At 66.9% G+C, this 22,524-nt stretch carries 25 protein-coding genes; 16 read left to right on the top strand and 9 right to left on the bottom strand.

The genetic code is table 11. The features are described 5' to 3' along the window. Window positions 1-54: 54 nt before the first annotated feature. On the top strand, window positions 55-879 hold the full coding sequence (locus F1654_RS02315; protein WP_199200422.1) for a tetratricopeptide repeat protein: 825 nt from the start codon (window positions 55-57) through the stop codon (window positions 877-879). On the opposite strand, the gene F1654_RS02320 is transcribed toward F1654_RS02315, so the two are convergent. Further along, window positions 876-1,562 carry a DUF502 domain-containing protein gene (locus F1654_RS02320; protein ID WP_150021885.1) on the bottom strand — a complete coding sequence of 229 codons (687 nt, stop codon included), beginning with the start codon at window positions 1,560-1,562 and terminating at the stop codon, window positions 876-878. The two genes, F1654_RS02315 and F1654_RS02320, sit on opposite strands and share 4 nt — an antisense overlap. Before the next feature lie 110 nt (window positions 1,563-1,672). Between F1654_RS02320 and F1654_RS02325 the strand changes: the two genes are divergently transcribed. Then, the gene (locus tag F1654_RS02325; protein ID WP_150021886.1) at window positions 1,673-2,887 is read left to right on the top strand and encodes a DUF3089 domain-containing protein; all 1,215 of its coding nucleotides are present in this window, start codon (window positions 1,673-1,675) and stop codon (window positions 2,885-2,887) included. Between the two features lie 99 nt (window positions 2,888-2,986). On the opposite strand, the gene F1654_RS02330 is transcribed toward F1654_RS02325, so the two are convergent. The 4 genes from F1654_RS02330 to lpdA all read right to left on the bottom strand — a co-directional run bounded on the left by F1654_RS02330 (window position 2,987) and on the right by lpdA (window position 7,412). Further along, window positions 2,987-3,499 (bottom strand): type II toxin-antitoxin system RatA family toxin, encoded by a 513-nt coding sequence (locus F1654_RS02330; protein WP_150021887.1) that lies wholly within the window; start codon window positions 3,497-3,499, stop codon window positions 2,987-2,989. Between the two features lie 2 nt (window positions 3,500-3,501). After that, the gene (gene lipA / locus F1654_RS02335; protein WP_150021888.1) at window positions 3,502-4,470 is read right to left on the bottom strand and encodes a lipoyl synthase; all 969 of its coding nucleotides are present in this window, start codon (window positions 4,468-4,470) and stop codon (window positions 3,502-3,504) included. A gap of 71 nt (window positions 4,471-4,541) precedes the next feature. Then, window positions 4,542-5,798, bottom strand: coding sequence for a bactofilin family protein (locus tag F1654_RS02340; RefSeq protein WP_150021889.1), 1,257 nt, complete (start codon window positions 5,796-5,798; stop codon window positions 4,542-4,544). A gap of 198 nt (window positions 5,799-5,996) precedes the next feature. Then, window positions 5,997-7,412, bottom strand: a complete 1,416-nt coding sequence (lpdA, locus tag F1654_RS02345; RefSeq protein ID WP_150021890.1) for a dihydrolipoyl dehydrogenase — start codon at window positions 7,410-7,412, stop codon at window positions 5,997-5,999. Between the two features lie 171 nt (window positions 7,413-7,583). Here lpdA and F1654_RS02350 point away from each other — a divergent pair, with 171 nt between their 5' ends. From F1654_RS02350 to F1654_RS02360, 3 genes are read left to right on the top strand one after another with little or no spacing between them, the layout of a single operon-like run. After that, on the top strand, window positions 7,584-8,192 hold the full coding sequence (locus tag F1654_RS02350; RefSeq protein ID WP_150021891.1) for a phage tail protein: 609 nt from the start codon (window positions 7,584-7,586) through the stop codon (window positions 8,190-8,192). A gap of 23 nt (window positions 8,193-8,215) precedes the next feature. Beyond that, window positions 8,216-8,821 carry a phage tail protein gene (locus F1654_RS02355; protein WP_199200423.1) on the top strand — a complete coding sequence of 202 codons (606 nt, stop codon included), beginning with the start codon at window positions 8,216-8,218 and terminating at the stop codon, window positions 8,819-8,821. Between the two features lie 14 nt (window positions 8,822-8,835). Beyond that, window positions 8,836-9,423, top strand: a complete 588-nt coding sequence (locus F1654_RS02360) for a phage tail protein (RefSeq protein ID WP_150021893.1) — start codon at window positions 8,836-8,838, stop codon at window positions 9,421-9,423. A 63-nt stretch (window positions 9,424-9,486) separates the two neighbouring features. On the opposite strand, the gene smpB is transcribed toward F1654_RS02360, so the two are convergent. Then, window positions 9,487-9,957: an SsrA-binding protein SmpB gene (smpB, locus tag F1654_RS02365; RefSeq protein WP_150021894.1), complete on the bottom strand. Its 471-nt coding sequence runs from the start codon at window positions 9,955-9,957 to the stop codon at window positions 9,487-9,489. Continuing rightward, a complete protein-coding gene (gene dapA / locus F1654_RS02370; RefSeq protein WP_150021895.1) occupies window positions 9,954-10,826 on the bottom strand; it encodes a 4-hydroxy-tetrahydrodipicolinate synthase in 873 nt (290 codons plus the stop codon). Before dapA ends, smpB begins: the two co-directional genes overlap by 4 nt. Window positions 10,827-11,070: 244 nt before the next feature. Here dapA and F1654_RS02375 point away from each other — a divergent pair, with 244 nt between their 5' ends. Continuing rightward, complete coding sequence (locus F1654_RS02375) at window positions 11,071-13,122, top strand: lytic transglycosylase domain-containing protein (RefSeq protein WP_233205071.1); 2,052 nt, start codon at window positions 11,071-11,073, stop codon at window positions 13,120-13,122. Here the strand turns inward: F1654_RS02375 and F1654_RS02380 are convergent, their stop codons facing one another. Both F1654_RS02380 and F1654_RS02385 read right to left on the bottom strand, forming a co-directional pair. After that, a complete protein-coding gene (locus F1654_RS02380) occupies window positions 13,123-13,788 on the bottom strand; it encodes a uracil-DNA glycosylase (RefSeq protein ID WP_233205072.1) in 666 nt (221 codons plus the stop codon). Continuing rightward, on the bottom strand, window positions 13,769-14,353 hold the full coding sequence (locus F1654_RS02385; RefSeq protein ID WP_150021898.1) for a LabA-like NYN domain-containing protein: 585 nt from the start codon (window positions 14,351-14,353) through the stop codon (window positions 13,769-13,771). Before F1654_RS02385 ends, F1654_RS02380 begins: the two co-directional genes overlap by 20 nt. Before the next feature lie 3 nt (window positions 14,354-14,356). Between F1654_RS02385 and folK the strand changes: the two genes are divergently transcribed. The 10 genes from folK (at window position 14,357) to recO (ending at window position 22,490) form a co-directional block, all read left to right on the top strand. After that, window positions 14,357-14,917, top strand: a complete 561-nt coding sequence (gene folK, locus F1654_RS02390) for a 2-amino-4-hydroxy-6-hydroxymethyldihydropteridine diphosphokinase (protein ID WP_233205073.1) — start codon at window positions 14,357-14,359, stop codon at window positions 14,915-14,917. 72 nt (window positions 14,918-14,989) lie between these two features. Continuing rightward, window positions 14,990-15,355, top strand: coding sequence for a DNA-directed RNA polymerase subunit omega (gene rpoZ, locus F1654_RS14155; RefSeq protein ID WP_150021899.1), 366 nt, complete (start codon window positions 14,990-14,992; stop codon window positions 15,353-15,355). A gap of 5 nt (window positions 15,356-15,360) precedes the next feature. Next, a complete protein-coding gene (locus F1654_RS02400; protein WP_150021900.1) occupies window positions 15,361-17,619 on the top strand; it encodes a RelA/SpoT family protein in 2,259 nt (752 codons plus the stop codon). Continuing rightward, window positions 17,616-18,203: an orotate phosphoribosyltransferase gene (pyrE, locus tag F1654_RS02405; RefSeq protein WP_150021901.1), complete on the top strand. Its 588-nt coding sequence runs from the start codon at window positions 17,616-17,618 to the stop codon at window positions 18,201-18,203. The genes F1654_RS02400 and pyrE overlap by 4 nt, the downstream gene beginning before the upstream one ends. Further along, complete coding sequence (locus F1654_RS02410; protein ID WP_150021902.1) at window positions 18,200-18,958, top strand: pyridoxine 5'-phosphate synthase; 759 nt, start codon at window positions 18,200-18,202, stop codon at window positions 18,956-18,958. The genes pyrE and F1654_RS02410 overlap by 4 nt, the downstream gene beginning before the upstream one ends. Further along, window positions 18,955-19,371 (top strand): holo-ACP synthase, encoded by a 417-nt coding sequence (acpS, locus tag F1654_RS02415; RefSeq protein WP_150021903.1) that lies wholly within the window; start codon window positions 18,955-18,957, stop codon window positions 19,369-19,371. Before F1654_RS02410 ends, acpS begins: the two co-directional genes overlap by 4 nt. Further along, the gene (gene lepB, locus F1654_RS02420) at window positions 19,368-20,168 is read left to right on the top strand and encodes a signal peptidase I (RefSeq protein ID WP_233205074.1); all 801 of its coding nucleotides are present in this window, start codon (window positions 19,368-19,370) and stop codon (window positions 20,166-20,168) included. The genes acpS and lepB overlap by 4 nt, the downstream gene beginning before the upstream one ends. Continuing rightward, window positions 20,165-20,845, top strand: a complete 681-nt coding sequence (gene rnc, locus F1654_RS02425; protein ID WP_150021904.1) for a ribonuclease III — start codon at window positions 20,165-20,167, stop codon at window positions 20,843-20,845. The genes lepB and rnc overlap by 4 nt, the downstream gene beginning before the upstream one ends. Beyond that, window positions 20,842-21,762 carry a GTPase Era gene (gene era / locus F1654_RS02430; RefSeq protein ID WP_150021905.1) on the top strand — a complete coding sequence of 307 codons (921 nt, stop codon included), beginning with the start codon at window positions 20,842-20,844 and terminating at the stop codon, window positions 21,760-21,762. The genes rnc and era overlap by 4 nt, the downstream gene beginning before the upstream one ends. Continuing rightward, the gene (recO, locus tag F1654_RS02435) at window positions 21,762-22,490 is read left to right on the top strand and encodes a DNA repair protein RecO (RefSeq protein ID WP_150021906.1); all 729 of its coding nucleotides are present in this window, start codon (window positions 21,762-21,764) and stop codon (window positions 22,488-22,490) included. The genes era and recO overlap by 1 nt, the downstream gene beginning before the upstream one ends. The last annotated feature ends 34 nt before the right edge of the window (window positions 22,491-22,524 follow it).

Below are 22,524 nucleotides of genomic sequence, written 5' to 3' on the forward strand. Positions count from 1 at the left end.
TTCTTGACCAGCGCAGCGCACAAGAAGGCTGTAATGCCGTCTATGAGGTAGAGCATGCGCGCGGCCGTGTCTGCAATCGCCCTTGTAAGCCTGACCCTTTCCGGGTGCGGGGCCACGTCGGGGGGAACCCGCCTGACTGATCAGGAAGAGACCCTGTCGCGCCAGATGCAGGATCGCTCTCTCGCGCCGGCCACGCCGGACGAGCGCGCCGCCATCCGCAATCAGGATCTGCTGACCCAGGCTGCGTTCTGGGCCGAGGCCTATCAGATGAACCCGGCTGACCGCGAGGCGGCCATCGAGCTGTCGGGCGTGTTGCGTCAGGTAGGCAGCGCTGCGCGCGCGGCGGAAGTCGCACGCCAGTCGCTGGCGCTCTATCCCGACGACACCCAGTTACAGGCCCGCTATGCGCTGGCCCTGACCGCTTCGGGACAGGGCGCGCAGGCGGTGGAAAGCTTCAACCGCGCGCTCTCAGCGCGCCCCGATGACTGGCGCCTGCACAATGCCTATGGCGTGGCGCTGGAACAGGCCGGGCGCAGCGAACGCGCGCGCGCGCGCTTCCTCGAAGCGCTGGACCTCAGCCCCGGCGAACCGGCGATCCTGACCAATCTGGCCATGAGCCACATGCTGGCGGGCGATCCTGAAGAAGCCGAGCGCCTGTTGCGCCAGGCCGCCGACCATGACCGGGCCGGACCGGAGACCCGCCAGAATCTCGCGCTCGCGCTCGCCCTGCAGGGGCGTTTCGCAGAAGCTGAAGATATTGCGCGCGCGGATGTGCCCGCAGACAAGGCGGCGGCGAACATGGATTATGTGCGCGCGCTGATGAGCACCAATCGCAGCTGGGACCGGCTTCGCGAATCGGAGCTGTCCGGCCTGCGCTAGGATTTGTCCGCCGCCTGCCCGGCGGCGATTTCCTGACTGAGCGGATGATCATCCGGGATCGCCCCGGCCGGCAGCCGGTCGGGCTGCACGATGCCGAACGAGATGATCAGCTTGGCCGCTTCCTCGATGGTCAGATCCAGCTTCACCGTGCGTGAGCGCGGCACGAACAGGAGAAAGCCCGAGGTCGGGTTGGGCGTGGTGGGAATGAACACGCCGATCACCGGCTCGCCCTGGCCCACCACCTGACGGATCACGCCGCGCCCCTCCGACGCCACGAAGGCCACAGCAAAACTGCCCTCCAGGGGATATTCCACCAGAACCACTTCCTTGAAGGAGTGCTGCTGACCCTGAAACACCGTTTCAATGATCTGTTTCAACGCGCCGTAGACATTGCGGATGAACGGCAGGCCGTTGACGATGCGCTCGCCGATGGAGATCACCGTGCGGCCCAGAATATTGGCCGCCAGCGCGCCCAGAAGGGTAAGCGCCAGGATCGCGATCAGCAGCCCCATGCCCGGAATGGCGAAGGGCAGATAGGTCTCGGGATTATACTGGGACGGGATGAGCGGCTTGATCGTATTGTCGATGAAGCTCACCACTGTGACGATCAGCCAGACGGTGATCGCCAGGGGCGCAGCGACAGCGACGCCGGTGAGGAAACGGGTGCGAATCCAGCGCAGCACGGGGAAAGCCTCCGGAACGGAATGATCTTGCCACCATGATCTGCTTTGAGGCTTTGGCCAAATCATGGCCGCACTTGCCCGGGCGTGCGCGCCGCGCTTAGCTGTCGGCCATGAGCACAGCCCCCGCCCCTGCCCGCACCTGGTTCTGGCGCTTCGTCCTGGCCGGCGCCGCCGCCTTTCTGATCCTGCTGGCCGCCGCCGCATGGATCATGCGCGAGCAGATCTTGCAGACCTTTCTGGACCCGGGCATTCCGTTTCAGACCTATGAGCGCCCGCCCGCGCCCGATTATACGTCATCCGAGGCCTGGGCCGTGCGCCCTGATGCGCTTCCCGAAGACCCGGATATCCCAGCGGTCTTTTTCGTGCACCCGACCACGTATGAAGGCGGATCACACTGGAATGCGCCGTTTGACCGCCCGCAGGAGGCTGAGGTGCTGGCGCGCACCGTGCTGCCCAATTTCGCCGCGCCCTTCCTGGTCAGCGACGCCGTGCTGTTCGCGCCCCACTACCGCCAGGCGGCGCTCTACACCTTCATGAACAACCGCGAGGATTCGGTGCAGGCGCGCGAATTCGCCTATCAGGACGTGCGCGCAGCTTTCCTGGCCTTCCTCGACGAGATCGGTCCCGACCGGCCCTTCCTGATCGCGGGCGCAGGCCAGGGCGCCAGCCAGGCGCTGGGCGTGCTGATCGACGAGGTCGCGCCCCGCGCCGATGTGCGCGAGCGTCTGGCGGCGGCCTATCTGATGGAATCGCCTGTACCGCTGGATCTGTTCTCCGGCCCGCTCGCCGGTCTGCCGCCCTGCCACACCCCGGAAGATGTGCGCTGCGTGATCGCCTGGGCGTCAGCGCGCCAGGACGAGCGCGGCCGGATCGAGGCGATCACACAGCGCGCCCGCGCCTGGGATGCCGATGGCGCGCTGGCGCCGGTCACCGGACGGGAGCTGTTATGCGTCAATCCGGTGCTGTGGACCACGGCGGAGGATTTCGCGCCGGCCCGCCTGCACCGCGGCGGCGCGGCGGCTGAAGGGCTCGCCCTGACCGACAGCCCCTCGCCCATGGCCGGCCAGACCGGCGCCCAGTGCCAGGCCGGCGTCCTGATGATCGACCAGCCGCGCACGCGCGCCCTGCGCCGCCCGTCGCGCGTGGGCGAGGACCGGCGCACTCCGCCCTTCAACCTGTTCTATATGGATATCCGCACCGATGCGGCCCGGCGTCTGGACACGCTGGCGCGCGTTCTGGAAGAAGAGCGCCGCTGGGCGCCGCCTCTGGAGGACATGGAGGAGGTTGAGGTCGCCCCCATCGTGCCGATGAGGAATGGAGGCTAGAGCGCAATCAAAACAAGTGGGAACCGGTTTTTTGATACATTGCGCTCCAGGTCATGGCGTTAGAGCGTCCGGACTGAGGCCGTCTGGCCGGACCAGGCTCTAACGCCCCGCTGCTGGGATCTGGCCCAGGGCTTCGGTCAGGGCGTAATCGCTGGCGCCGACGGTTTCGTAGCGCGCCCTGGCTTCGGTCTGGAAGGCGTTGACCAGAAATCGGATCGCGCGCGAGCGATTGGTGTCCACCAGCATCTGCAAAAGCGGATTGCGGAAGTGATAGCGGATCCAGAAATCCACCAGGGTTGAACCGTCCTCCAGCGCATGGAAGCGCCACTGATTGGCCAGATCGTCGAACGGGCCGGACAGATAGGCCACATCAATGCGCCGGCCGGGGCGGTCCAGGGTGACGCGGGTGGTGAAGCGCTCGCGCACGAAGCGGAAGCGCACGCGCGCCTCGGCGTCCAGCTCCCCCACTCCGGCGCGCACGTCCTCGCGGGTGACGCGCATGGCGCTGATCAACGGGATGAAACGGGGATAGGCGCGCACATCGCTGACCAGATCAAACAGATCGTCCGGGCGGTGTCGCAACCGCAGGCGTTCGACGTGTTCGGCCGCCATCGCTAGACCGTGCGCCCCGAAGCGATGGCCGCCTCGCGCGCAGCGCGCAGGCGCTGGAAATCCTCGCCGGCATGATAGCTCGAGCGGGTCAGCGGCGAGGCCGACACCATCAAAAAGCCCTTGGCGCGCGCGATGGTCTCATAACCCTTGAACTCGTCGGGGGTCACATAGCGCTCCACGGCCGCGTGCTTGCGGGTGGGCTGCAGGTATTGGCCGATGGTCAGAAAATCCACGCCCGCCGAGCGCATGTCGTCCATCACCTGCATCACCTCTTCACGGGTTTCACCCAGGCCGACCATCAGGCCGGACTTGGTGAACTGGGAAGGATCGCGCTCCTTGACCCGCTCCAACAGGCGCAGCGAGTGGTAATAGCGCGCGCCGGGGCGGATGGAGAGATAGAGCCGCGGCACGGTTTCGAGATTGTGGTTGAACACGTCCGGGCGCGCATCGATCACCTGCTCGGCCGCGCCGGCCTTGCGCAGGAAATCAGGGGTCAGGATCTCGATCGTGGTCCCCGGCGAGGCGGCGCGGATGGCGCCGATCACATCGGCGAAGTGCTGCGCGCCGCCATCAGCCAGATCATCACGGTCCACCGAGGTGATGACCACATGCTCCAGCTCCATGGTGGCGGTCGCCTCGGCGACGCGGCGCGGCTCGTCGGCATCCAGCGCGTCCGGCATGCCGGTCTTCACATTGCAAAAGCTGCATGCGCGCGTGCAGGTGTCGCCCATGATCATGAAGGTGGCGTGCTTCTTGGACCAGCACTCGCCGATATTGGGGCAGCCGGCCTCTTCGCACACCGTGACGAGGTTCTTTTCCTTCACCAGCTTGCGGGTCTCGTCGAACACCTCGCCCGAGGGCGCGCGTACGCGAATCCACTCCGGCTTGCGCAGGACCGGCGTATCAGGCCGCTTCTGCTTTTCCGGATGGCGCTGGGCGCGGGCGTTGCGGGCGTCGATGAGCGTTGTCATGGCGCGGAAGATGGACCTCGCGGGCGCGCCGTTCAAGCGCGCGGTGCTTCATGAAACAGCAGACCTGGCGGTCAGGCTTCGCTGGCGGAGCTGGTTTCCAGACCCTTGAGCGATTCGCGCCCGAAGATCGCCAGCGTCCAGGCGCCCAGCCCGATGCACAGGACCAGCGGCAGAACGATGAAGCCCAGCACCGGCACCGCGCTGAGCGCAATGATGGCGATGATGGCCAGGAAGAAGGACACGGTGCGCAAGCCCAGCCCGGCCACCGTCCCGGTGCGGTTCATCACCGCGTCGCCCACCACCAGCCCGCCAAAGGCGAAGGCCAGGAACAGCACGATCGGGAAGGCCAGGAACAAAAGCATGGCCAGCGGGATGCCGATAATGGTGACCGCCAGCAGCACGAACAGGGTCAAGGTCAGCACCGGCAGCAGGGCCAGCACCACCAGGCCGAGGAAACCCGATACGAAGGGACGCCGGCGGAAAGAGGCCGCCACGGCGCCGACGCCGCGCGGCGCCACGATGGAGGCCAGAAGGCCCAACAGGAAGGCGCTGGCGCCCAATACGCCGCCCACCGCCCAGGGCGAAGGCAGGAAGCGCATGGAAATCTCCGGTCCGGTTCCCCGGCGCGCCCGGCGGCTGTCTTCAAACGGCGCTTCGATATAATTGAGGTCGGCCACATCCGCGCCCTCGGACAGCTCGGGCGGATTGGGCGAGCGCACGGTCACCGGGCCGGTGATGCTGGCGCTGCTGGTGAAGCGCACATGACGCCCGGCGATCTCCAGCGGGCCGTTCACAACGCCGGAAATGCGCACATCGCGCGCCGACAGCTTGCCCCCGCGCACCAGCGCGCCCTCGATGATGATCTCGCGTCCGGCCCAGTCCGCCGGGCCTGAAACCTCGCCGTCACGGCCCAGCGTGATCAGCGCGCCGCGCACATTCATTTCACCAGCGACCGTATTGAGCACGGTGATATTGGCGCCCGCGGCGGACACGTCCCCGCCCACCGGCGCATCAATGGTGATATTGGCGGCAAAGCCGGAAATATCGCCATGAACGGGTCCGGCGATGGTCACGTTGGCCGCCGCCAGATCCAGGTCTCCGCCGATATCAGCGCTGGAGAAAAAATCAGCCGAGGCGGCCGAGACCGAACCGCCGACCCGGCCGCTCAGCCGCACATTGGCCCCGGCGATGTTCACATCGCCGCGCTCGTCCAGATCAAGCTGCAGATTGCCGCCGACATATTGCGCCGAGGCGCCGCCAGCCAGCAGGGCGCCGGCGGTCATGGCGCCAGCCAGGCCGGAGAGGATTGCACGCAGCACCGTCTTCATGGGCGTTTCTCCTGAGCGAACCGCCGGACCGGCCGGCGCGGGCTTATGCCCTGTTGTCCGGTCCGGATCGGCGGCGGTCTCTTGTTATGGACCAACCATATCGAAACTCGATATCATATCGAAACTCGATAAGAAAGCGGAATGTGCCGGATGACAGCAATTTCATGAAGTCCAGGTCAGCCCGCCGTCACCCCTGCGTCAGATATGCAAGGCCCGCCCGTAGGCGTCCAGCACGCTCTCATGCATCATCTCGCTTAAGGTCGGATGGGGGAAGACGGTGTGCATCAGCTCGGCCTCGGTGGTTTCGAGCGCCATGCCCACGGCATAGCCCTGTATGAGCTCGGTCACCTCGGCGCCGATCATGTGGGCGCCCAGAAGCTCGCCGGTCCTGGCGTCGAATATGGTCTTGATCAGGCCCTGATCCTCGTCCAGCGCAATCGCCTTGCCATTGCCCACAAAAGGGAAGCGCCCGATCTTCAGCTCATGGCCGGCCTCTTTGGCCCTGGCCTCGGTCAGCCCCACAGAGGCGATCTGGGGGTGGCAATAGGTGCAGCCGGGAATGTTCGCCTTGTTCATGGGATGGGGCTTGAGCCCGGCGATGGCCTCCACGCAGATCACGCCTTCATGGGAAGCCTTGTGGGCCAGCCAGGGCGCGCCGGCCACGTCGCCGATAGCGTAGAGCCCCTTCACATTGGTGCGCCCGTAACCGTCGGTCTTCACATGGCCGCGGTCCAGCTCCACGCCGAGCGCCTCCAGGCCGATATTCTCCACATTGCCGGTGATCCCGATGGCGAGAATCACTTTCTCGGCTTCGATCGTCTTTTCCTTGCCGTCACCGGCCTTCACGGTCGCGCGCACGCCCTTGTCACGCTTGTCGAGCTTGTCCACCTGGGCGGATGTGAGAAGGGTCATGCCCTTCTTGCGGAAAGTCTTGAGCGCCATGGCGGAGATTTCCGCGTCCTCGGCCGGCAGGATGCGGTCCGCCATCTCCACCACGCTCACTTCGGCGCCCATGGCGTGATAGAAGCTGGCGAATTCCATGCCGATAGCGCCCGAACCGATCACCAGCACCGATTTGGGCATGGTTTCGGGGACCATGGCTTCCTTATAGGTCCAGATCGACTGGCCGTCCGGCTCCAGCCCGGCCTTGGGCAGGGTGCGCGCGCGCGCGCCGGTGGCCAGGATCACGTGTCTGGCCGCAAGCTTTTGCTCCTTGCCGTCCTTGCCGCGCACGGTCACGCCGGGCGCGCCCTGTCCCTTGGTCAGGCGCGCCTCGCCGTCCACCACCGTGATCTTGTGCTTCTTCATCAGGCCGGAGACGCCCGTGGACAGGCGCTTGGCGACCTGGCGCGAGCGCTTGACCACGGCGGATATGTCAAAGCTGACCTTCTCGGCCTTCAGCCCGAACTCTTCGGCGCGGTGGAACAGCTCATAGACGTCAGCGGTACGCAACAACGCCTTGGTGGGGATGCAGCCCCAGTTCAGGCAGATGCCGCCCATATGCTCGCGCTCGACCACAGCGGTCTTCAGCCCCAGCTGGGCGGCGCGGATGGCGGCCACATAGCCGCCCGGTCCGCCGCCAATCACGATCAGGTCAAATTGCGTTGCCGACATGGGATGCGCGCTCCGTTCTCCTGGCCTGTGCGGTCATCCCCCAGAGCAGGGGGAAAATCAACCGCCCGGGCGTTTCCCCTCCGAGGATTGATCGTCCGGCAAAATTCACCTTCGCCCCGCCCCCGACTCGCGTCAGGGTTTGAACGCCAACAAGGCAAGGGGAGGTTATCCATGACCATACAACGCATACTTGCCCTTACAGGCGCGGCGGCCTGTCTGGCTGTCCACGCGCCCGCCGCCCACGCGCAGACCGGCTTTGACCCCTATCTCGGACAGGTTGCATTCGTCGGCCAGGCGCAATGTCCTCAGGGATGGTATGAGGCCAATGGCCAAATCCTGCAGATCAACCAGAACGTCGCGCTGTTTTCGCTGCTTTCCACACAGTATGGCGGCAATGGCCAGACCACATTTGCGCTGCCCGACCTGCGCGGGCGCGCCCTTGTCGGAACCGGCTCGACGCCTGTCGGCCCCTATGTCACCGGTCAGTCAGGCGGTCAGGAAACTGCCGTGATGAACATATCCCAGATGCCCGCCCACACGCACAATCTGATGGCCGCTGACCGGCCCGGCACAACCAATTCGCCGGCGGGCGCCGACCTGGCCGAGCAAAGCGGCACCGGGGTCAATTCCTATGCCGGCGGAGCGCCGACTTCGCCCATGCCCATGGCGACCGGCATTATCGGCGTCACCGGCGACGCCCAGCCCTTCAACATCGTCCAGCCCTCGCTCGGCATGCGCTACTGCATCGCCTACACGGGCATATACCCGCCCCGTCCGTAAGCCGCACAATGGAGATCAAGATCATGAAATCGTTCAAAATCCTGCTGGCGGCCGCAGGCTCAGCCGCCGCCATGGCGGGGCTCGCCAGCCCGGCGCACAGCCAGGCCGATCCGTATCTTGGCCAGATCACCAGCTACGCCTTTGATTTCTGCCCTCAGGGATGGGCCCCTGCAGCCGGCCAGATACTGTCCGTCTCGCAGTATACGGCGCTGTTTTCGCTCTATGGCGCCACCTATGGCGGCGATGGCGTCACGACATTCGCCCTGCCGAACCTGTCCGGCCGCCATGCCGCCGGCGCCGGTCAGGGCCCCGGTCTTGACCCGGTGATGCGAGGCCAGAGCTTCGGCCAGACGTCCGTGTCTCTGACGATCGACCAGATGCCGGCGCATAATCACAGCTTCCACGCGTCCAGCCAGGCGCCTGACTCACCGGACCCGGAGGGCGGCAGCTATGCGACATATCCGCCGCAGTCCGTGGCCTATGCCGAAGCGGGCCTGTCTGACGTCGCCCTGAACCCGGCCGTGATTCCGCCCGCAGGCACTGGCGCGCCCATACCCTTGCGTCAGCCCTATCTGGCGATGAGCTGGTGCGTGGCCATGCAAGGCCTCTATCCCTCGCGGCCCGATTGAAAAGGACCAATTCCATGAAACGCATGATGATGATGGCTGCCGGCCTTGCCGCCGCCGCCCTGTGCCAGGGCGAGAGCCATGCCCAGGCCGATTACTACATCGCGGATGTGATCCTCGTGGGCTATGACTTCTGTCCTCAGGATACGGTTGAAGCCAATGGGCAAATCCTGAGCATCGCCCAGAACCAGGCCCTGTACTCCCTGATCGGGAGCACCTATGGCGGCAATGGCGTCACCACCTTCGCCGTCCCTGATCTGCGCGGCCGCATTCCGGTTGGCGCCGGAACCGGTCCTGGCCTCAGCCCCGTGACGAGGGGCCAGTCCTATGGCGCTGGGCAAGTGACGTTGACACAAAGCAATTTGGCGCCTCACACCCATACCGTGCTGGGGTCAAGCACGCTGGCCGATACAGTCAGCCCCGAGAACGCGTCACCGCCCACTTTCGCCCAGAACCGCTACAAGACCGGCGGCATTGATGTGACGATGGATGACGACACCATCTCCCATACCGGCGGCTCTCAGCCGGTGGACATCCACGCCCCCACACTGGGCCTGCGCTTCTGCATGGTCATAACCGGCGTTTATCCCACGCCGCCCGATTAACGCCTGTCACGCCTGAAGCAGACCCCCGGCCCTGGCGGCCGGGGGTTTTCGCACGCGCGCGCCTTACCCGAAATTCTTCAGGATGCGCTGCTTGTCGCGGTTCCAGTCGCGCTGCTTGATGGTCTCGCGCTTGTCGACGGTCTTCTTGCCCTTGGCCAGGCCGATCTGGAGCTTGGCGATGCCGCGCGCGTTGAAGAACAGGCGCAGGGGCACGATGGTCAGCCCGTCCTTCTGCACCGAACCGGCCAGCTTGTTGGCCTCGCGTTTGTGCAGGAGGAGTTTTCGCGCCCGGCGCGGCTCGTGATTGAAGCGATTGCCGTGGCCATAGGGCGGGATGTCGCAATTGATCAGCCAGATCTCGCCCTTTTCCGGGCTGACATAGGCCTCGGCGATATTGGCCTTGCCCATGCGCAGGCTTTTCACCTCGGTGCCGGTGAGCACCAGCCCGGCCTCGAAGGTTTCCAGGATCTCGTAATCAAACCGGGCGCGCCGGTTGACGGCGACCAGGCCCTTGTCAGGTCCTGAACTGCTCATATCAGGCCGCACCCTTCCATGGCCGCGCGCACGCGCGCCTTGACCGGCTCCGGGCACGGCGTCAGCGGCAGGCGCACCTCCTCGGAGCACAACCCCAGAAGCGACAGCGCGTATTTCGACGGCGCCGGGCTGGGCGCAGCGAACAGGGCCGCATTGAGCGGCGCCAGCCGGTCATTGAGCGCGCGCGCCGCGTCCCAGCGCCCCTCCAGCATGGCCGTCTGGAACTGTGCGCACAGCTCGGGCGCCACATTGGACGTGACCGATATGGCGCCCACGCCGCCATGGGCGTTGAAGCCCAGCGCCGTGGCGTCATCGCCGGACAGCTGAATGAAATCTGTCCCGATCATGAGACGATGATCGGTCACCCGCTCCATGCGCGCAGTGGCGTCCTTGCTGCCGATGATATTGGGATGGCGGGCCATGCGCGCCATGGTTTCAGGCAGGATGTCCACCACCGAGCGGCCGGGAATGTTGTAGACGAAGATGGGCAGGGCCACCGCCTCGGCCACCGCCTCGAAATGGGCCGCGATACCGTCCTGGGACGGTTTGTTATAGTACGGCGCGACCACCAGTCCGGCGTCTGCGCCCACCTTTTTGGCGTGCTGCTGCAGCTCGATAGTGGCGGCGGTTGAATTGGAGCCGGTGCCCGCAATCACCGGCACGCGCCCCGCAGCGGCCTCCACGCACAGCTCCACAACACGCAGGCGCTCGGCGCTTGTCAGGCAGGGCGTCTCGCCTGTCGTGCCGGCCGGCACCAGGCCATGGGTTCCCGCCGCGATCTGCCGCTCGATCAGGGCGGCGAAGGCCGCCTCGTCCACGGCGCCGTTCTTGAATGGCGTCACGAGTGCCGTCATGGAGCCGCGCAGCATGGAAAATCCTGTGAGAAGCCTTGGAAATTTCGGGGCGCGGACCATACGACTGCAGCCCGTCTGCGCCAAGGGCGCTCAAGCACGTGGACAGACGGCCCGTCCTGCATCAGCATTGCAACTGAGGGGCCCTTCCGGAGGCGTCAAGTCCGCCATGTTCATGCGTATCGCCATAATGCTGGCTGCTTGCTGCGCGATGAGCGCGGCCGCGCAGGCGCAAAACCCTGTCCCGCGCCTAGCGCCGCCCGTGCCCAATCACGTGGCATCGCTGTCAGACGCCGACTTCTCCCTGCTGCGCCAGGCCATGCGCGCGGCCAGTGAGGATGACTGGAGTTTCGTACGCGGCGCCATTTTCCAGATCGAGGACGAAGCCGCGCGCAATCTGGTGCTGTGGCGCATGGCGGTCAGCGATGCACGCGCCTCCTTCTCCGATCTGCACATGGCGCTCGACCGGCTGGAGGGCTGGCCCCGCCAGGCGGCGATCCAGCGCGAAGCGGAGTGGAAGATCGAGGAGTCCGGCTTCAGCCCGGCCATGATCGCGGCCTGGTTCGAAAATCGCGAGCCGCTCACCGGCGAGGGCCGGGTGGCGCTGGGCCGCGCCCTCATCGCGCTGGGCCGCGCAGACGAGGGCCGTGAGCAGATCCGCACCGCCTGGCGCAGCCAGTCCATGCGCCTGAGCTTCCAGACTGACACTTTGCGCGAGTTCCGCTCCATCCTGACCCGCGACGATCACGCCGAGCGGGTGGACTTCCTCTTGTGGGCCGGTCAGCGCACCGCCGCCAGCCGCCTGATCCCGGAACTGACCCAGAGCGAGCAGCGCCTGGCCCAGGCGCGCATCCGCCTGGCCGCGCGCCAGGCGGGCGTGGATGCGGCTGTGAACGCCGTACCCGGCGATCTCCAGGCCCATCCCGGCCTGCTCTATGAGCGCGCGCGCTGGCGCCGCCAGCGCCGCTCGGGCGATCCCCTGCCCCTGCTTCTGGAGCTGCCCGACCAGCACCAGAACACCGGCGCCCTGTCCTCCATGTGGACAGAACGCAAGCTGATGATCCTGGACCGGGTGCGCGAGCGTGACTGGGAGACCGCCTATGCGCTGGCCTCCGGCCACGGCATGAGCGCGGGCGTGGACTTCGCCGACGCCGAGTTCAACGCCGGCTGGATCGCCCTGACCGGCCTCAACCAGCCGCGCGTGGCGCTGGAGCATTTCCTGGCGCTGGAAGAGGGCGTGCGCACGCCGGTCTCGCTGTCGCGGGCGAAATACTGGCAGGGGCGGGCCGCTGAAGCGGCTGGCGAGCTGGAGCTGGCGCGCGAGCGCTTCCTGGCCGCCGCCGAATTCCCGACCGCCTATTACGGCCAGCTGGCCATTCTGGCGCTGGGTCCGGACGCAGCCGAAATCAATCTGCCGCCCGACCCTGACCCCGGCCCGGCCGTGCGCGCAGCCTTCGAGGCGCGCAGCGGCATCCGCGCCACGCGCCTGCTGGCCGAGATCGGGTCGGAGTATTTCTTCCGGGTCTTCGTCTTCCATTTCGCCAACACCGCCGAGACGCCTGAAGAGGTCGCCATGGTGGCCGATATCGCCATGGACCATATGCGCCTGCGTGAAGCGGTGCGCGCGGCCAAGGCCAGCCGCACCTCTGGCACGGCGCTGGCGGACCGGGCCTATCCGGTGATCGAACTGCCACGCAATGCGCCCATCTTCCCTGATGCGGCCCTGACCCTGTCAGTGATCCGCCAGGAGACCGAGTTTGACGCCCGCGCCATTTCCGGCGCCGGGGCGCGCGGCATCATGCAGATGATGCCCGCCACCGCCCGCCAGACCGCAGCGCAATTGCGCATGCCTTATAATCTCGACTGGCTGACCGATGATCCCCAGTACAACATGGTGCTGGGCATGGCCCATCTCGACCAGGTGGTGAACGCCTATGACGGTTCGCTGGTGATGGCTCTGGCGGCCTATAATGCGGGCGGGCACCGGGTGCGCACCTGGGTGGCCAATTACGGCGATCCGCGCACCGGCGAGATCGATCCCATCGACTGGGTGGAGAGCATCCCGTTCTCCGAAACGCGCAATTATGTCCAGCGCGTGATCGAGAATGTGCAGGTCTACCGCGCGCGCATGTCCTCAGACCGCTCCGCCCCGCTGACCTTGCAAAGCGACATGGTGGGCGGACAATTCCGGCGTGATCTGCCGGCCCTGCCGCCCGACTTCATCGCCGCCCTGCGCGAGGCTGAAGCCATGGCTGCCGAAGAGGCGGAGTTCGACGACGCCGACATTCAGACTGAGGAACCCAGCGGGCGCTGATCAGCCCGCCGCCCTCACATACGCGCTCGCCTGCTCGAACACCGCATGGAACATGGCTTCGGTGAGCCGGCCCGTATTGGTGTTGTAGCGCGAGCAGTGATAGCTGTCGAAAATCGCCAGCGGGCCGTTGGGCCCCGCCACATCATGGCGCGCGCCATGGGCGAAGCGATAGGCGCCATGCCTCAGCCCCAGGGCCTTGAAGGTGTTCTGGTGGGCGATGCCGCCCAGCGCCACCACGGCCTTGAGATTCGGCAGGGCGGCGATGCGCGCGGCCAGGAAGGGCCGGCAATTATTCATTTCCTGGCCCACCGGCTTGTTCTGCGGCGGGACGCAGCGCACGGCGTTGGTGATCATGGCGCCGGTCAGACGCAGATCATCCTCGCCATTGACGTCGAACGTCCCGGCGCTGAGGCCGTAACGCGCCAGGGTGGGATAGAGCAGATCGCCCGCCCAGTCGCCGGTGAAGGGCCGTCCGGTGCGGTTCGCCCCGGTGCGCCCCGGCGCCAGGCCCACGATCAGAAGCCGCGCATCCGGATCGCCGAAGCTTGGCACCGCGCCGTTGAACCAGCGCGGTTCGTCACGGGCGTTCTCGCGGCGGTATTCGACCAGGCGCGGGCACAGCGCGCAATCGCGCGCCGGCTCGGCCTCAGCCCTCATCGCCGTCATCACCCTCGTCAGCGCTGTCGTCATAATCACGATAGCGCCGCTCGCGGCCGACCAGCTTGCCCAGCTCGGCCAGTTCGATGAAGGAGTCGGCCTGGCGGCGCAGATCGTCCGAGGCCATGGGCGGTGAGGATTTCAGGGTGGAGACCACCGACACGCGCACGCCGCGGCGTTGCACGGCCTCGACCACCTTGCGGAAATCGCCATCGCCGGAGAACAGCACGATATGGTCGAGATAGGAGGCTGACTCCATCAGATCGACGGCCAGCTCCACATCCATGTCGCCCTTAACCCGGCGCCGTCCGGTATCGTCGGAATACTCCTTGGCGGCCTTGGTGACGATCTTGAAGCCGTTATAGTCCAGCCAGTCGATCAGCGGCCGGATCGGGGTGTATTCCTCGTTTTCCAGCAGCGCGGTGTAATAATTGGCCCGGATCAGCCGCCCGCGCTTGCGGAATTCCTCCAGAAGCTTCTTGTAGTCGATGTCGAAATCGAGCGAGCGCGCCGCCGAATAGAGGTTCGCGCCATCAATGAACAGGCCCAGCCGCTCGTTGGGATAGAAGGTCATGGGATGCCTTTCGGTCAATCGCTGATGGATAATGCCATGCACACCGGGATTTATATCGCTCTCGGCGCGAACCAAGCATACCGGGGCGCCAGCCCGCTTCAAACGCTCAATTCAGCGATCCGCGCGCTTCATACAGCGGGCGTGGAGACCCTGGCCGCCTCGCGTCCCTGGCGCACGCCAGCCTGGCCGGACCCGTCCGATCCGCCGTTTGTGAACGCCTGCATAAAGGTGCGCACTGCGCTGCAGCCGCCCGATCTGATGGCCGCGCTCCATACAATCGAAACGGCGCATGGCCGCCAGCGCGGCGCGCGTAATGCGCCGCGCACGCTGGATCTCGATCTGATTGATTATGACCGCCTGCATCAGGTCCTCCCCGGCGGGCTTGTCCTGCCGCATCCGCGCGCTGCGCAGCGCGCTTTCGTGCTGCTGCCGTTGCGCGAGATCGCCCCGCACTGGCGCGATCCGGCGAGCGGCGCGCGCATTGACGCCCTGATCGGCGCCCTGCCCCTGGCCGAGCGCCAGGCCTGCCGGCGCGCGGGCGGCGTGTTGTGCACTGCGGCGTGAGCCTTGAAGCCTGCAGCGCGCTGGGTTATCAGCACGGGTTCACATGATCGCTTGAATTTGGGAGCCCCGTGCATGGCCCGCGTCACCGTCGAAGACTGCATCGAGAAGGTGGAGAACCGCTTTGAGCTGGTTCTGCTGGCCGCGCACCGCGCGCGCACCATTTCCGCCGGCGCCCCGCTGGCGGTGGACCGCGATAATGACAAGAATCCGGTGGTGGCCCTGCGCGAGATCGCCGAAAGCAAGATTGATCTGGACGGCCTGACTGAAAATCTCATCACCGGCCTGCAGCGCGTGATCCCGTCTGATGACGAGGAAGAAGCCGAACGCGAGAGCCGCGCTGAAGAGCGCCCGGCCCTGCCGGCGCCGGAAATGGACGAGGCGGCCATGCTCAAGGCGCTGCAGTCCGACCGCGACGGCCCGGCGGACGGCCGGCTCTAGCTCCGGTGAGCGCGCTGGCGACCCCGTCTGCGCCCCCGCCCGCCGACGCCATCCCCAGCGCCGACGCACTCATCGCGCGCGTCCAGGCCTACCACCCCCAGGTAGACGCCGATCTGATCACGCGCGCCTACGCCTATTCCAAGCACCACCATCAGGGGCAATTTCGCAAGTCGGGCGAGCCCTATTACGGCCACACCGTGGCTGTGGCCATGCTGCTGGCCGATCTCAGGCTGGATGCGGCCACCATCTGCACCGGCCTGCTGCACGACACGGTGGAAGACACCGACGCGACCCTGGAAGAGGTCCAGGACCTGTTTGGCGAGGACATCGCCCAGCTGGTGGACGGTGTCACCAAGCTGGGCCAGATGGAGCTGGGCTCCAAGCGCACCAAACAGGCTGAAAACCTGCAGAAGCTGGTGGTGGCCATCACCCGCGACGTGAGGGTGCTGCTGGTCAAGCTGTGTGACCGGCTGCACAATATGCGCACCCTCCACTTCCACTCCCGCCAGGACAAGCGCGAGCGCATCGCGCGCGAGACCCTTGAGATTTATGCGCCCCTGGCCCGGCGCATCGGGGTGAACCGGGTCTGCGTGGAGCTGGAAGACCTCGCCTTCCGCAATCTCAACCCGGCCGCCTATGAATCCATACACCACCGCTTGGAAGCCATGCGCATCGTCCGGCATGACGCCGTGGCCGCGGTGTCTGCCGAGATTTCCCAGCTGCTGTCCGACAAGGGCATGGATTGCGTGGTGTTTGGCCGGGAGAAGCGCCCCTATTCCATCTGGCGCAAGCTGGAGCGCAAGGGCGTGTCGTTCGACGAGATCGCCGACATCTACGCGTTTCGCATCCTGACCGCGTCGCCGATTGAGTGCTATACCGCGCTCGGCCTGGTCCATCAGCGCTGGCGCAGCGTGCCCGAGCGCTTCCGCGACTATATCTCCACACCCAAGCCGAACAATTACCGCTCCTTGCACACCACCATTATCGGCCCGTCCAACACCCGCATCGAGCTGCAGATCCGCACCCATGACATGGAGCGCGTGGCCGAGACCGGCGTTGCGGCCCACTGGCGCTACAAGGCGGGCGGCTACGCCTATGACGCAGACGCGGCCGAAGCGGCGGGCGGCGATCCGCTCGAACGCCTGCGCCCGCTGATGGAAATCCTGGAGCAGGGCGGCGATCCCGATGACTTCCTCGAGCACGCCAAGCTCGAAATGTTCGCCAACGAGGTCTATTGCTTCACGCCCAAGGGCGAGCTGATCGCCCTGCCCGGCGGCGCAACGCCGCTGGACTTCGCCTATGCAGTCCACACCGAGCTGGGCCATTCGGCCATCGGCGCCAAGATCAATGGCCGTGAACGCCCGCTGCGCACCCGGCTCAATAACGGCGATGTGGTGGAGATCATCAAGGGCGGGGTGCGCCAGCCGCCGGCGGGCTGGGAGGATCTGGTGATCACCGGGCGCGCGCGTGCGGCCATCCGGCGCCTGATCCGTTCGTCGGAAGCCGAAGAATTCATCCGCATCGGCAAGGTGATCGCCGAGCACGCCTTCCTGCGCGAGGGCAAGGTGTTCCGCGAATCTGCCCTGGGCGAGGCCTTGCGCCGGCTGGAGCTGGAGGACGCCGAAGCGCTCTATCTGGCGCTGGGCAAGGGCCGGGTCACCTCGGTGGAATTGCTGGAAGCGGTCTATCCCGGCCATCGGGAAATGCGCGGCCGGCGCCCGCAGGACCGGGAACGCATCGCCGACGCCAAGGCCGGCCTCTATGTCCACGGACGCGGGCTCACCCCCGGCGTCAGCCTGCATTTCGCCCCCTGCTGTTCGCCCATGCCTGGCGACCGGATTGTGGGGGTGATGGACCCGGGCAAGGGGGTGGAGGTCCACGTCATTGACTGCGAGCGGCTGGCCACGCTGGAAGACGAGGACAATCTGGAGAACTGGATCGACCTCAAATGGACCGCTGAAGCCAGCGCCAATGCGGTCTCCATAGGCCGGATTCTGGCCACCGTGCGCAATCAGCCCGGCGTGCTCGCCGAGATCGCAGGCGCCGTGGGCGAAGCGGGCGGCAATATCACCGATGTCAAAACCCTGCAGCGCACGCGTGACTTTTTCGAGATGGCGTTCGATGTGGAAGTGTTTGATGCGCGTCACCTGTCCAATATTGTCGCAGCGCTGAAAACCAGCGACCGCGTGGTGACAGCCGAGCGCGCACGCACGCCGGGCGAGGCCCCGGACTATGACAGCGAGACCCAGCAGGAGCCGGCATGACCACCGACGATGTGCTTGAGGAATTCCGCCAGGCCGGCGCGCTTCTGGAGGGCCATTTCATCCTGTCCTCGGGCCTGCGCAGCCCCGTCTTCCTGCAAAAGGCGCTGGTGTTCCGCGACGCCGCGCGCACCGCGCGCCTGTGCCAGGCCCTGGCGGCGAAAATCACCGGCGAAGGCCACGGCCCCTTCACCGCCATCGTGTCGCCCGCGCTGGGCGGGATCATCCCCGGCTATGAGACGGCGCGGGTGATGGGCCTGCCTTTCCTGTTCGTGGAGCGCGACCAGGGTGAGTTCGCCCTGCGCCGCGGCTTCGAGCTGACCGCCGCAGACAAGGTGCTGGTGATCGAGGACATCGTCACCACCGGCCTGTCCTCGCGCGAATGCATCGCCTCCATCGAGGCCCATGGCGCCAAGGTCATGGCGGTGGGCTGCCTGGTGGACCGCTCGGGCGGCAAGGCGAGCGTGGGCGTGCCGCTGGTGTCGCTGGCGACGGTGAATTTCCCGGCCTATCCGGCTGACAAGCTGCCGCCCGAGCTTGAACGCATCCCCGCCATCAAGCCGGGCAGCCGGGGGCTAACGCCGTGAGCGCGCAAAAGGTCCGGCTCGGGGTCAATATCGACCATGTCGCGACCATCCGGAATGCGCGCGGCGGCGCCCTGCCCGATCCGGTGCGCGCGGCGCATCTGGCTGTCGAGGCGGGCGCGGACGGCATCACGGCCCATCTGCGCGAAGACCGCCGCCACATCTCCGACGCCGATATCGAGCGCCTGTCCAAGGAGCTGTCGGTGCCGCTCAATCTGGAGATGGCGGCGACCGAAGAGATGCTGGAGATCGCCCTGCGCCATACGCCGCATGCGGTCTGTCTGGTGCCCGAAAAGCGCGAGGAGCGCACCACCGAAGGCGGGCTGGACGTGGCCGCCCATCACGCCCATCTGCGCCCCTATATCGCCGCGCTGAACAAGGCCGGATGCCGGGTCTCGCTGTTCATCGAGCCTGACCCGGTGCAGATCGCGGTGGCCGAGGCGCTGGGCGCCGCCGTGGTGGAGCTGCATACCGGGACCTATTGCGAGCATTGCTTCGCCGGCCGGCGCAAGAAGGCCGCCGCCGAACTCAAGCGCCTTACTGTCGCGGCGAAAGAAGGCGCGCAGCGCGGGCTTGAGATACATGCCGGCCATGGCCTGACCTTCGACACCGTCCAGCCGGTGGCCGCCATCGCCCAGGTGCGCGAACTCAATATCGGCCATTTCCTGATCGGCGAGGCGATCTTCACCGGGCTTGCCGAAGCCGTCGGCCAGATGCGCGCCCTGATCGCCGCAGCCCGCGCGGAGAGCGCGGCATGATCATCGGGGTGGGAACCGACATCATCGATATCCGCCGCATCGAGCGCTCGCTGGAGCGCTTTGGCGACAAGTTCCGCACCCGCGTCTTCACCGAGATCGAGCAGGCCAAGGCCGCCAGCCGCCGCCGGTCTGCGGACACCTACGCCAAGCGGTTCGCGGCCAAGGAAGCCTGCGCCAAGGCGCTGGGCACCGGCATTTACCGCGGCGTGACCTGGCGCCAGATCGAAGTGATCAATCTCAAGGGCGGCAAGCCGACGCTCAAGCTCACCGGCGCCGCGGCCGAGCGCCTGGCCTTCCTGACGCCGGACGGGCTGGAAGCCCATATCCATGTCACCCTGACCGACGACCATCCCTGGGCGCAGGCCATTGTGATGATCGATGCGCGTCCGCCCGCCCCGCCGGAGGCGGCGTGACGGGAAAAGATCAGGACCGCGCGCGCCGCGCCCGGCGCATCAAGCGGGCCCTGCGCCGCATGCGCGCCAATTCAAGCCTTTTATGGACGCTGGTTCTGGCCGGCGTGATCGCGCTGACGGTGCGCACCCTGGTGTTCCAGCCCTTCACCATTCCCTCGGATTCCATGCGCCCGGCGCTGGAGCCCGGCGATTACGTGGCGGTGGCCAAATGGCCCTATGGCTGGTCGCGCCTGTCCCTGCCGCTGGCGCCGCCCTTGCCGCGCGGGCGGGTGTTCGAGCGCCTGCCGGAGCGCGGCGATATCGTGGTCTTCACCCCGCCCCACGCCCCGCGCACCGCCTATATCAAGCGCGTCATCGGCTTGCCGGGCGATATGGTGACGGTCTCTGGCGCGGTGGTGCATATCAATGGCGCGCCCGTGCCGCGCGGCCTTGTCGGTGAGGAGACCCGGCTCAGCTCCGATGGCGAAATGACGCGCTATCAGGTCTGGCAGGAAATCCTCGAAGGCGGTCGCGGCTATCTGGTCCACGACGCAGGCCCCGGCCCGCTGACCGAGTTCGGACCGGTTCTGGTGCCAGACGGCCATGTCTTCGTGCTGGGCGATAATCGCAGCGAATCGCGCGACAGCCGGGCCGCGGCGCCTGAAGGCCCGGGCATGGCGCCGGTGGATCATATCATCGGACGCGCCGACCGGGTTCTGCTATCGGTGCGTCCCGACTTCAGCCTGTGGAAGCCCTGGACCTGGACGCGCATCCGCACCGGGCGCACCTTCCTCTCCCTCGACCCGGAGCCGAGATGAGCGACCGCATCAAGGATTTCGAAGCCCGGCTGGGGCGCCGCTTCACCGATCCGGCCCTTCTGGAGCGCGCCCTCACCCACGCCTCCCACGGCGACGGGCGCTCGCGTAGCGATTCCAATGAACGCCTGGAATTCCTGGGCGACCGGGTGTTGGGCCTGATGGCCGCCGAAGCCCTGCATGAGCGCTTTCCCGGCCTTGACGAGGGCGGGCTCGCCTCCCGGCTCAATGCGCTGGTCAACAAGGAGGCCTGCGCGCGCGCGGCCCGCCAGGTGGATCTGGGCGAAGCCCTGCGCCTGTCGCCCGCCGAAGCGCGCCTGGGCGGACGGGAGAAAGCCTCGATCCTGGCCGACGCCTGCGAAGCGGTGATCGGCGCGCTGTATCTTGATGGCGGGCTGGAGGCGGCGCGCGGCTTCTTCCTCGCCCAGTGGGGCGAGGCGCTGGACAATCTCGCCAAGCGCCCGCGCGACGCCAAGTCGCGCCTGCAGGAATGGGCCGCCCGGACCGGGCGCCCGGCCCCCGTCTACAGCGTGATCGCCCGCTCCGGCCCCGATCACCGCCCCGTCTTCACCGTGGAGGTCAGTGTCGGCGCGCTGAATGCGCAGGCCGAGGGCGCCTCCAAACAGGCCGCCGAGCGTGCGGCAGCCGATCTCATCCTGACTGCGGAGACCCGTTTATGAGCGACACCCCCACCCGCGCCGGCTTCGCCGCCATTATCGGCGCGCCCAATGCCGGCAAATCCACGCTTGTGAACGCCCTGGTGGGGCGCAAGGTCTCCATCGTCACCCCCAAGGTCCAGACCACGCGCTTCCAGATCCGCGGCGTGATGCTGCGCGGAAGCGCCCAGGTAGTGCTGGTGGATACGCCCGGCGTGTTCCGCCCGCGCCGGCGGCTGGACCGCGCCATGGTCGCCGCCGCCTGGGACGGCGCATCGGAGGCCGATATCATCGTCCATGTGGTCGATGCGCCCGCCCAGCTGAAAGGGTCGGGCAAGTCGGTGGAGGATGTGGAGCGGGTGATTGAAGGTCTCAAGACCCATGATCTCAAGGCGATCCTGGCCATCAACAAGATCGATCTGGTCAAGCGCGAGGCCCTGCTGGAGCTGTCGCGCCAGCTCTATGAGACCGGCGTCTATACCGACGTGTTCATGATCAGCGCCTCCAATGGCGACCGCACGGATGATCTGGCCCAGGCGCTCGCCGACGCCATGCCCGAAAGCCCATGGCTCTATCCTGAAGACCAGATCGCGGACCTGCCCGAGCGCATGCTCGCCGCCGAGGTGACGCGCGAGAAGCTTTATCTGCGCGTCCATGAGGAGCTGCCCTACGCGCTCACCGTGGAGACCGAGAGCTGGAAGGAGCAGAAGGACGGCTCGGTGCGCATCGAGCAGACCGTCTATGTGGAGCGCGACGGCCACAAGCCGATCATTATCGGCAAGGGCGGCGCCACGCTGCGCTGGGTCGGCGAGCACGCCCGCCAGGAGCTGGAGGCCGATCTGGGCCGGCGGGTGCATCTGTTCCTGCATGTGAAGGTGCGCCCCGGCTGGAGCGAGGAGCGCGCGCGCTTTTCCGCCCTGGGCCTTGAGTTTGACGTGTAATGGAGTGGACGGCGTCAGGCCGCATCCTGGCGGTGCGCCCGCACGGGGAAACCAGCGCCGTGGTCGAGGTGCTCACCACCGAGCATGGCCGCCATGCGGGCCTGGTGCGCGGCGGACGCTCGCGCGCCCTGCGCCCCGTGCTGCAGCCGGGCAACAAGGTGCGCGCGGTCTGGCGCGCGCGGCTCGAAGAGCATCTGGGCGCGCTCACCATCGAGCCTGAAGAGCTGAGCGCCGGGGCGATCATGGAGGATGCGCTGGCGCTCTCCGGCCTGAACGCGCTGTGCGCCATGGCCTCGCTCTGCCTGCCCGAACGCGAGCCCCATCCCAATGTGGCCGGCGCGTTCGAGCTGGTGGCCGAACAGCTGTCTGAACCCGATGTCTGGCCCGCGCTTTACGTACGCTGGGAGCTCGGCGTGCTGGCGGATCTGGGATACGGCCTTGATCTCAGGCGCTGCGCGGCCACAGGCGCCACGGAGAACCTTGTCTATGTGAGCCCCAAATCGGGCCGCGCGGTCAGCGCCGAAGGCGGCGCGCCGTGGAAGGACAAGATGCTCGCCCTGCCGGGCTTCCTCACCGGATCGGGCGCGCTGGCGCCGGGCGATATCGCGGCGGGGCTGAGGCTGTCCGCCCATTTCCTCGACCGCCGCGTGCTCTGGCCCGCCGACAAGCGCCTGCCCGATGCGCGCGCCCGGATGATCGAACGGCTGGAAGCGGCGGGGCGGCTTTAGGCCGCCCGGCGCGCCATCACAACAACCCTGGCGC

Origin of the sequence: Alkalicaulis satelles, from assembly GCF_008630495.1 — a bacterium.
In the GTDB taxonomy this organism is placed as follows: Bacteria; Pseudomonadota; Alphaproteobacteria; order Caulobacterales; family Maricaulaceae; genus Oceanicaulis; species Oceanicaulis satelles.

Excerpts from the sequence above, each read along its gene's own strand:
- F1654_RS02315 (WP_199200422.1), top strand. The coding sequence starts at position 55 with ATGCGCGCGGCCGTGTCTGCAATCGCCCTTGTAAGCCTGACCCTTTCC.
- F1654_RS02325 (WP_150021886.1), top strand. The coding sequence starts at position 1,673 with ATGAGCACAGCCCCCGCCCCTGCCCGCACCTGGTTCTGGCGCTTCGTC.
- F1654_RS02330 (WP_150021887.1), bottom strand. The coding sequence starts at position 3,499 with ATGGCGGCCGAACACGTCGAACGCCTGCGGTTGCGACACCGCCCGGAC.
- lipA (WP_150021888.1), bottom strand. The coding sequence starts at position 4,470 with ATGACAACGCTCATCGACGCCCGCAACGCCCGCGCCCAGCGCCATCCG.
- F1654_RS02340 (WP_150021889.1), bottom strand. The coding sequence starts at position 5,798 with ATGAAGACGGTGCTGCGTGCAATCCTCTCCGGCCTGGCTGGCGCCATG.
- lpdA (WP_150021890.1), bottom strand. The coding sequence starts at position 7,412 with ATGTCGGCAACGCAATTTGACCTGATCGTGATTGGCGGCGGACCGGGC.
- F1654_RS02350 (WP_150021891.1), top strand. The coding sequence starts at position 7,584 with ATGACCATACAACGCATACTTGCCCTTACAGGCGCGGCGGCCTGTCTG.
- F1654_RS02355 (WP_199200423.1), top strand. The coding sequence starts at position 8,216 with ATGAAATCGTTCAAAATCCTGCTGGCGGCCGCAGGCTCAGCCGCCGCC.
- F1654_RS02360 (WP_150021893.1), top strand. The coding sequence starts at position 8,836 with ATGAAACGCATGATGATGATGGCTGCCGGCCTTGCCGCCGCCGCCCTG.
- smpB (WP_150021894.1), bottom strand. The coding sequence starts at position 9,957 with ATGAGCAGTTCAGGACCTGACAAGGGCCTGGTCGCCGTCAACCGGCGC.
- dapA (WP_150021895.1), bottom strand. The coding sequence starts at position 10,826 with ATGCTGCGCGGCTCCATGACGGCACTCGTGACGCCATTCAAGAACGGC.
- F1654_RS02380 (WP_233205072.1), bottom strand. The coding sequence starts at position 13,788 with ATGACGGCGATGAGGGCTGAGGCCGAGCCGGCGCGCGATTGCGCGCTG.
- F1654_RS02385 (WP_150021898.1), bottom strand. The coding sequence starts at position 14,353 with ATGACCTTCTATCCCAACGAGCGGCTGGGCCTGTTCATTGATGGCGCG.
- folK (WP_233205073.1), top strand. The coding sequence starts at position 14,357 with ATGCCTTTCGGTCAATCGCTGATGGATAATGCCATGCACACCGGGATT.
- rpoZ (WP_150021899.1), top strand. The coding sequence starts at position 14,990 with ATGGCCCGCGTCACCGTCGAAGACTGCATCGAGAAGGTGGAGAACCGC.
- pyrE (WP_150021901.1), top strand. The coding sequence starts at position 17,616 with ATGACCACCGACGATGTGCTTGAGGAATTCCGCCAGGCCGGCGCGCTT.
- acpS (WP_150021903.1), top strand. The coding sequence starts at position 18,955 with ATGATCATCGGGGTGGGAACCGACATCATCGATATCCGCCGCATCGAG.
- rnc (WP_150021904.1), top strand. The coding sequence starts at position 20,165 with ATGAGCGACCGCATCAAGGATTTCGAAGCCCGGCTGGGGCGCCGCTTC.
- era (WP_150021905.1), top strand. The coding sequence starts at position 20,842 with ATGAGCGACACCCCCACCCGCGCCGGCTTCGCCGCCATTATCGGCGCG.
- recO (WP_150021906.1), top strand. The coding sequence starts at position 21,762 with ATGGAGTGGACGGCGTCAGGCCGCATCCTGGCGGTGCGCCCGCACGGG.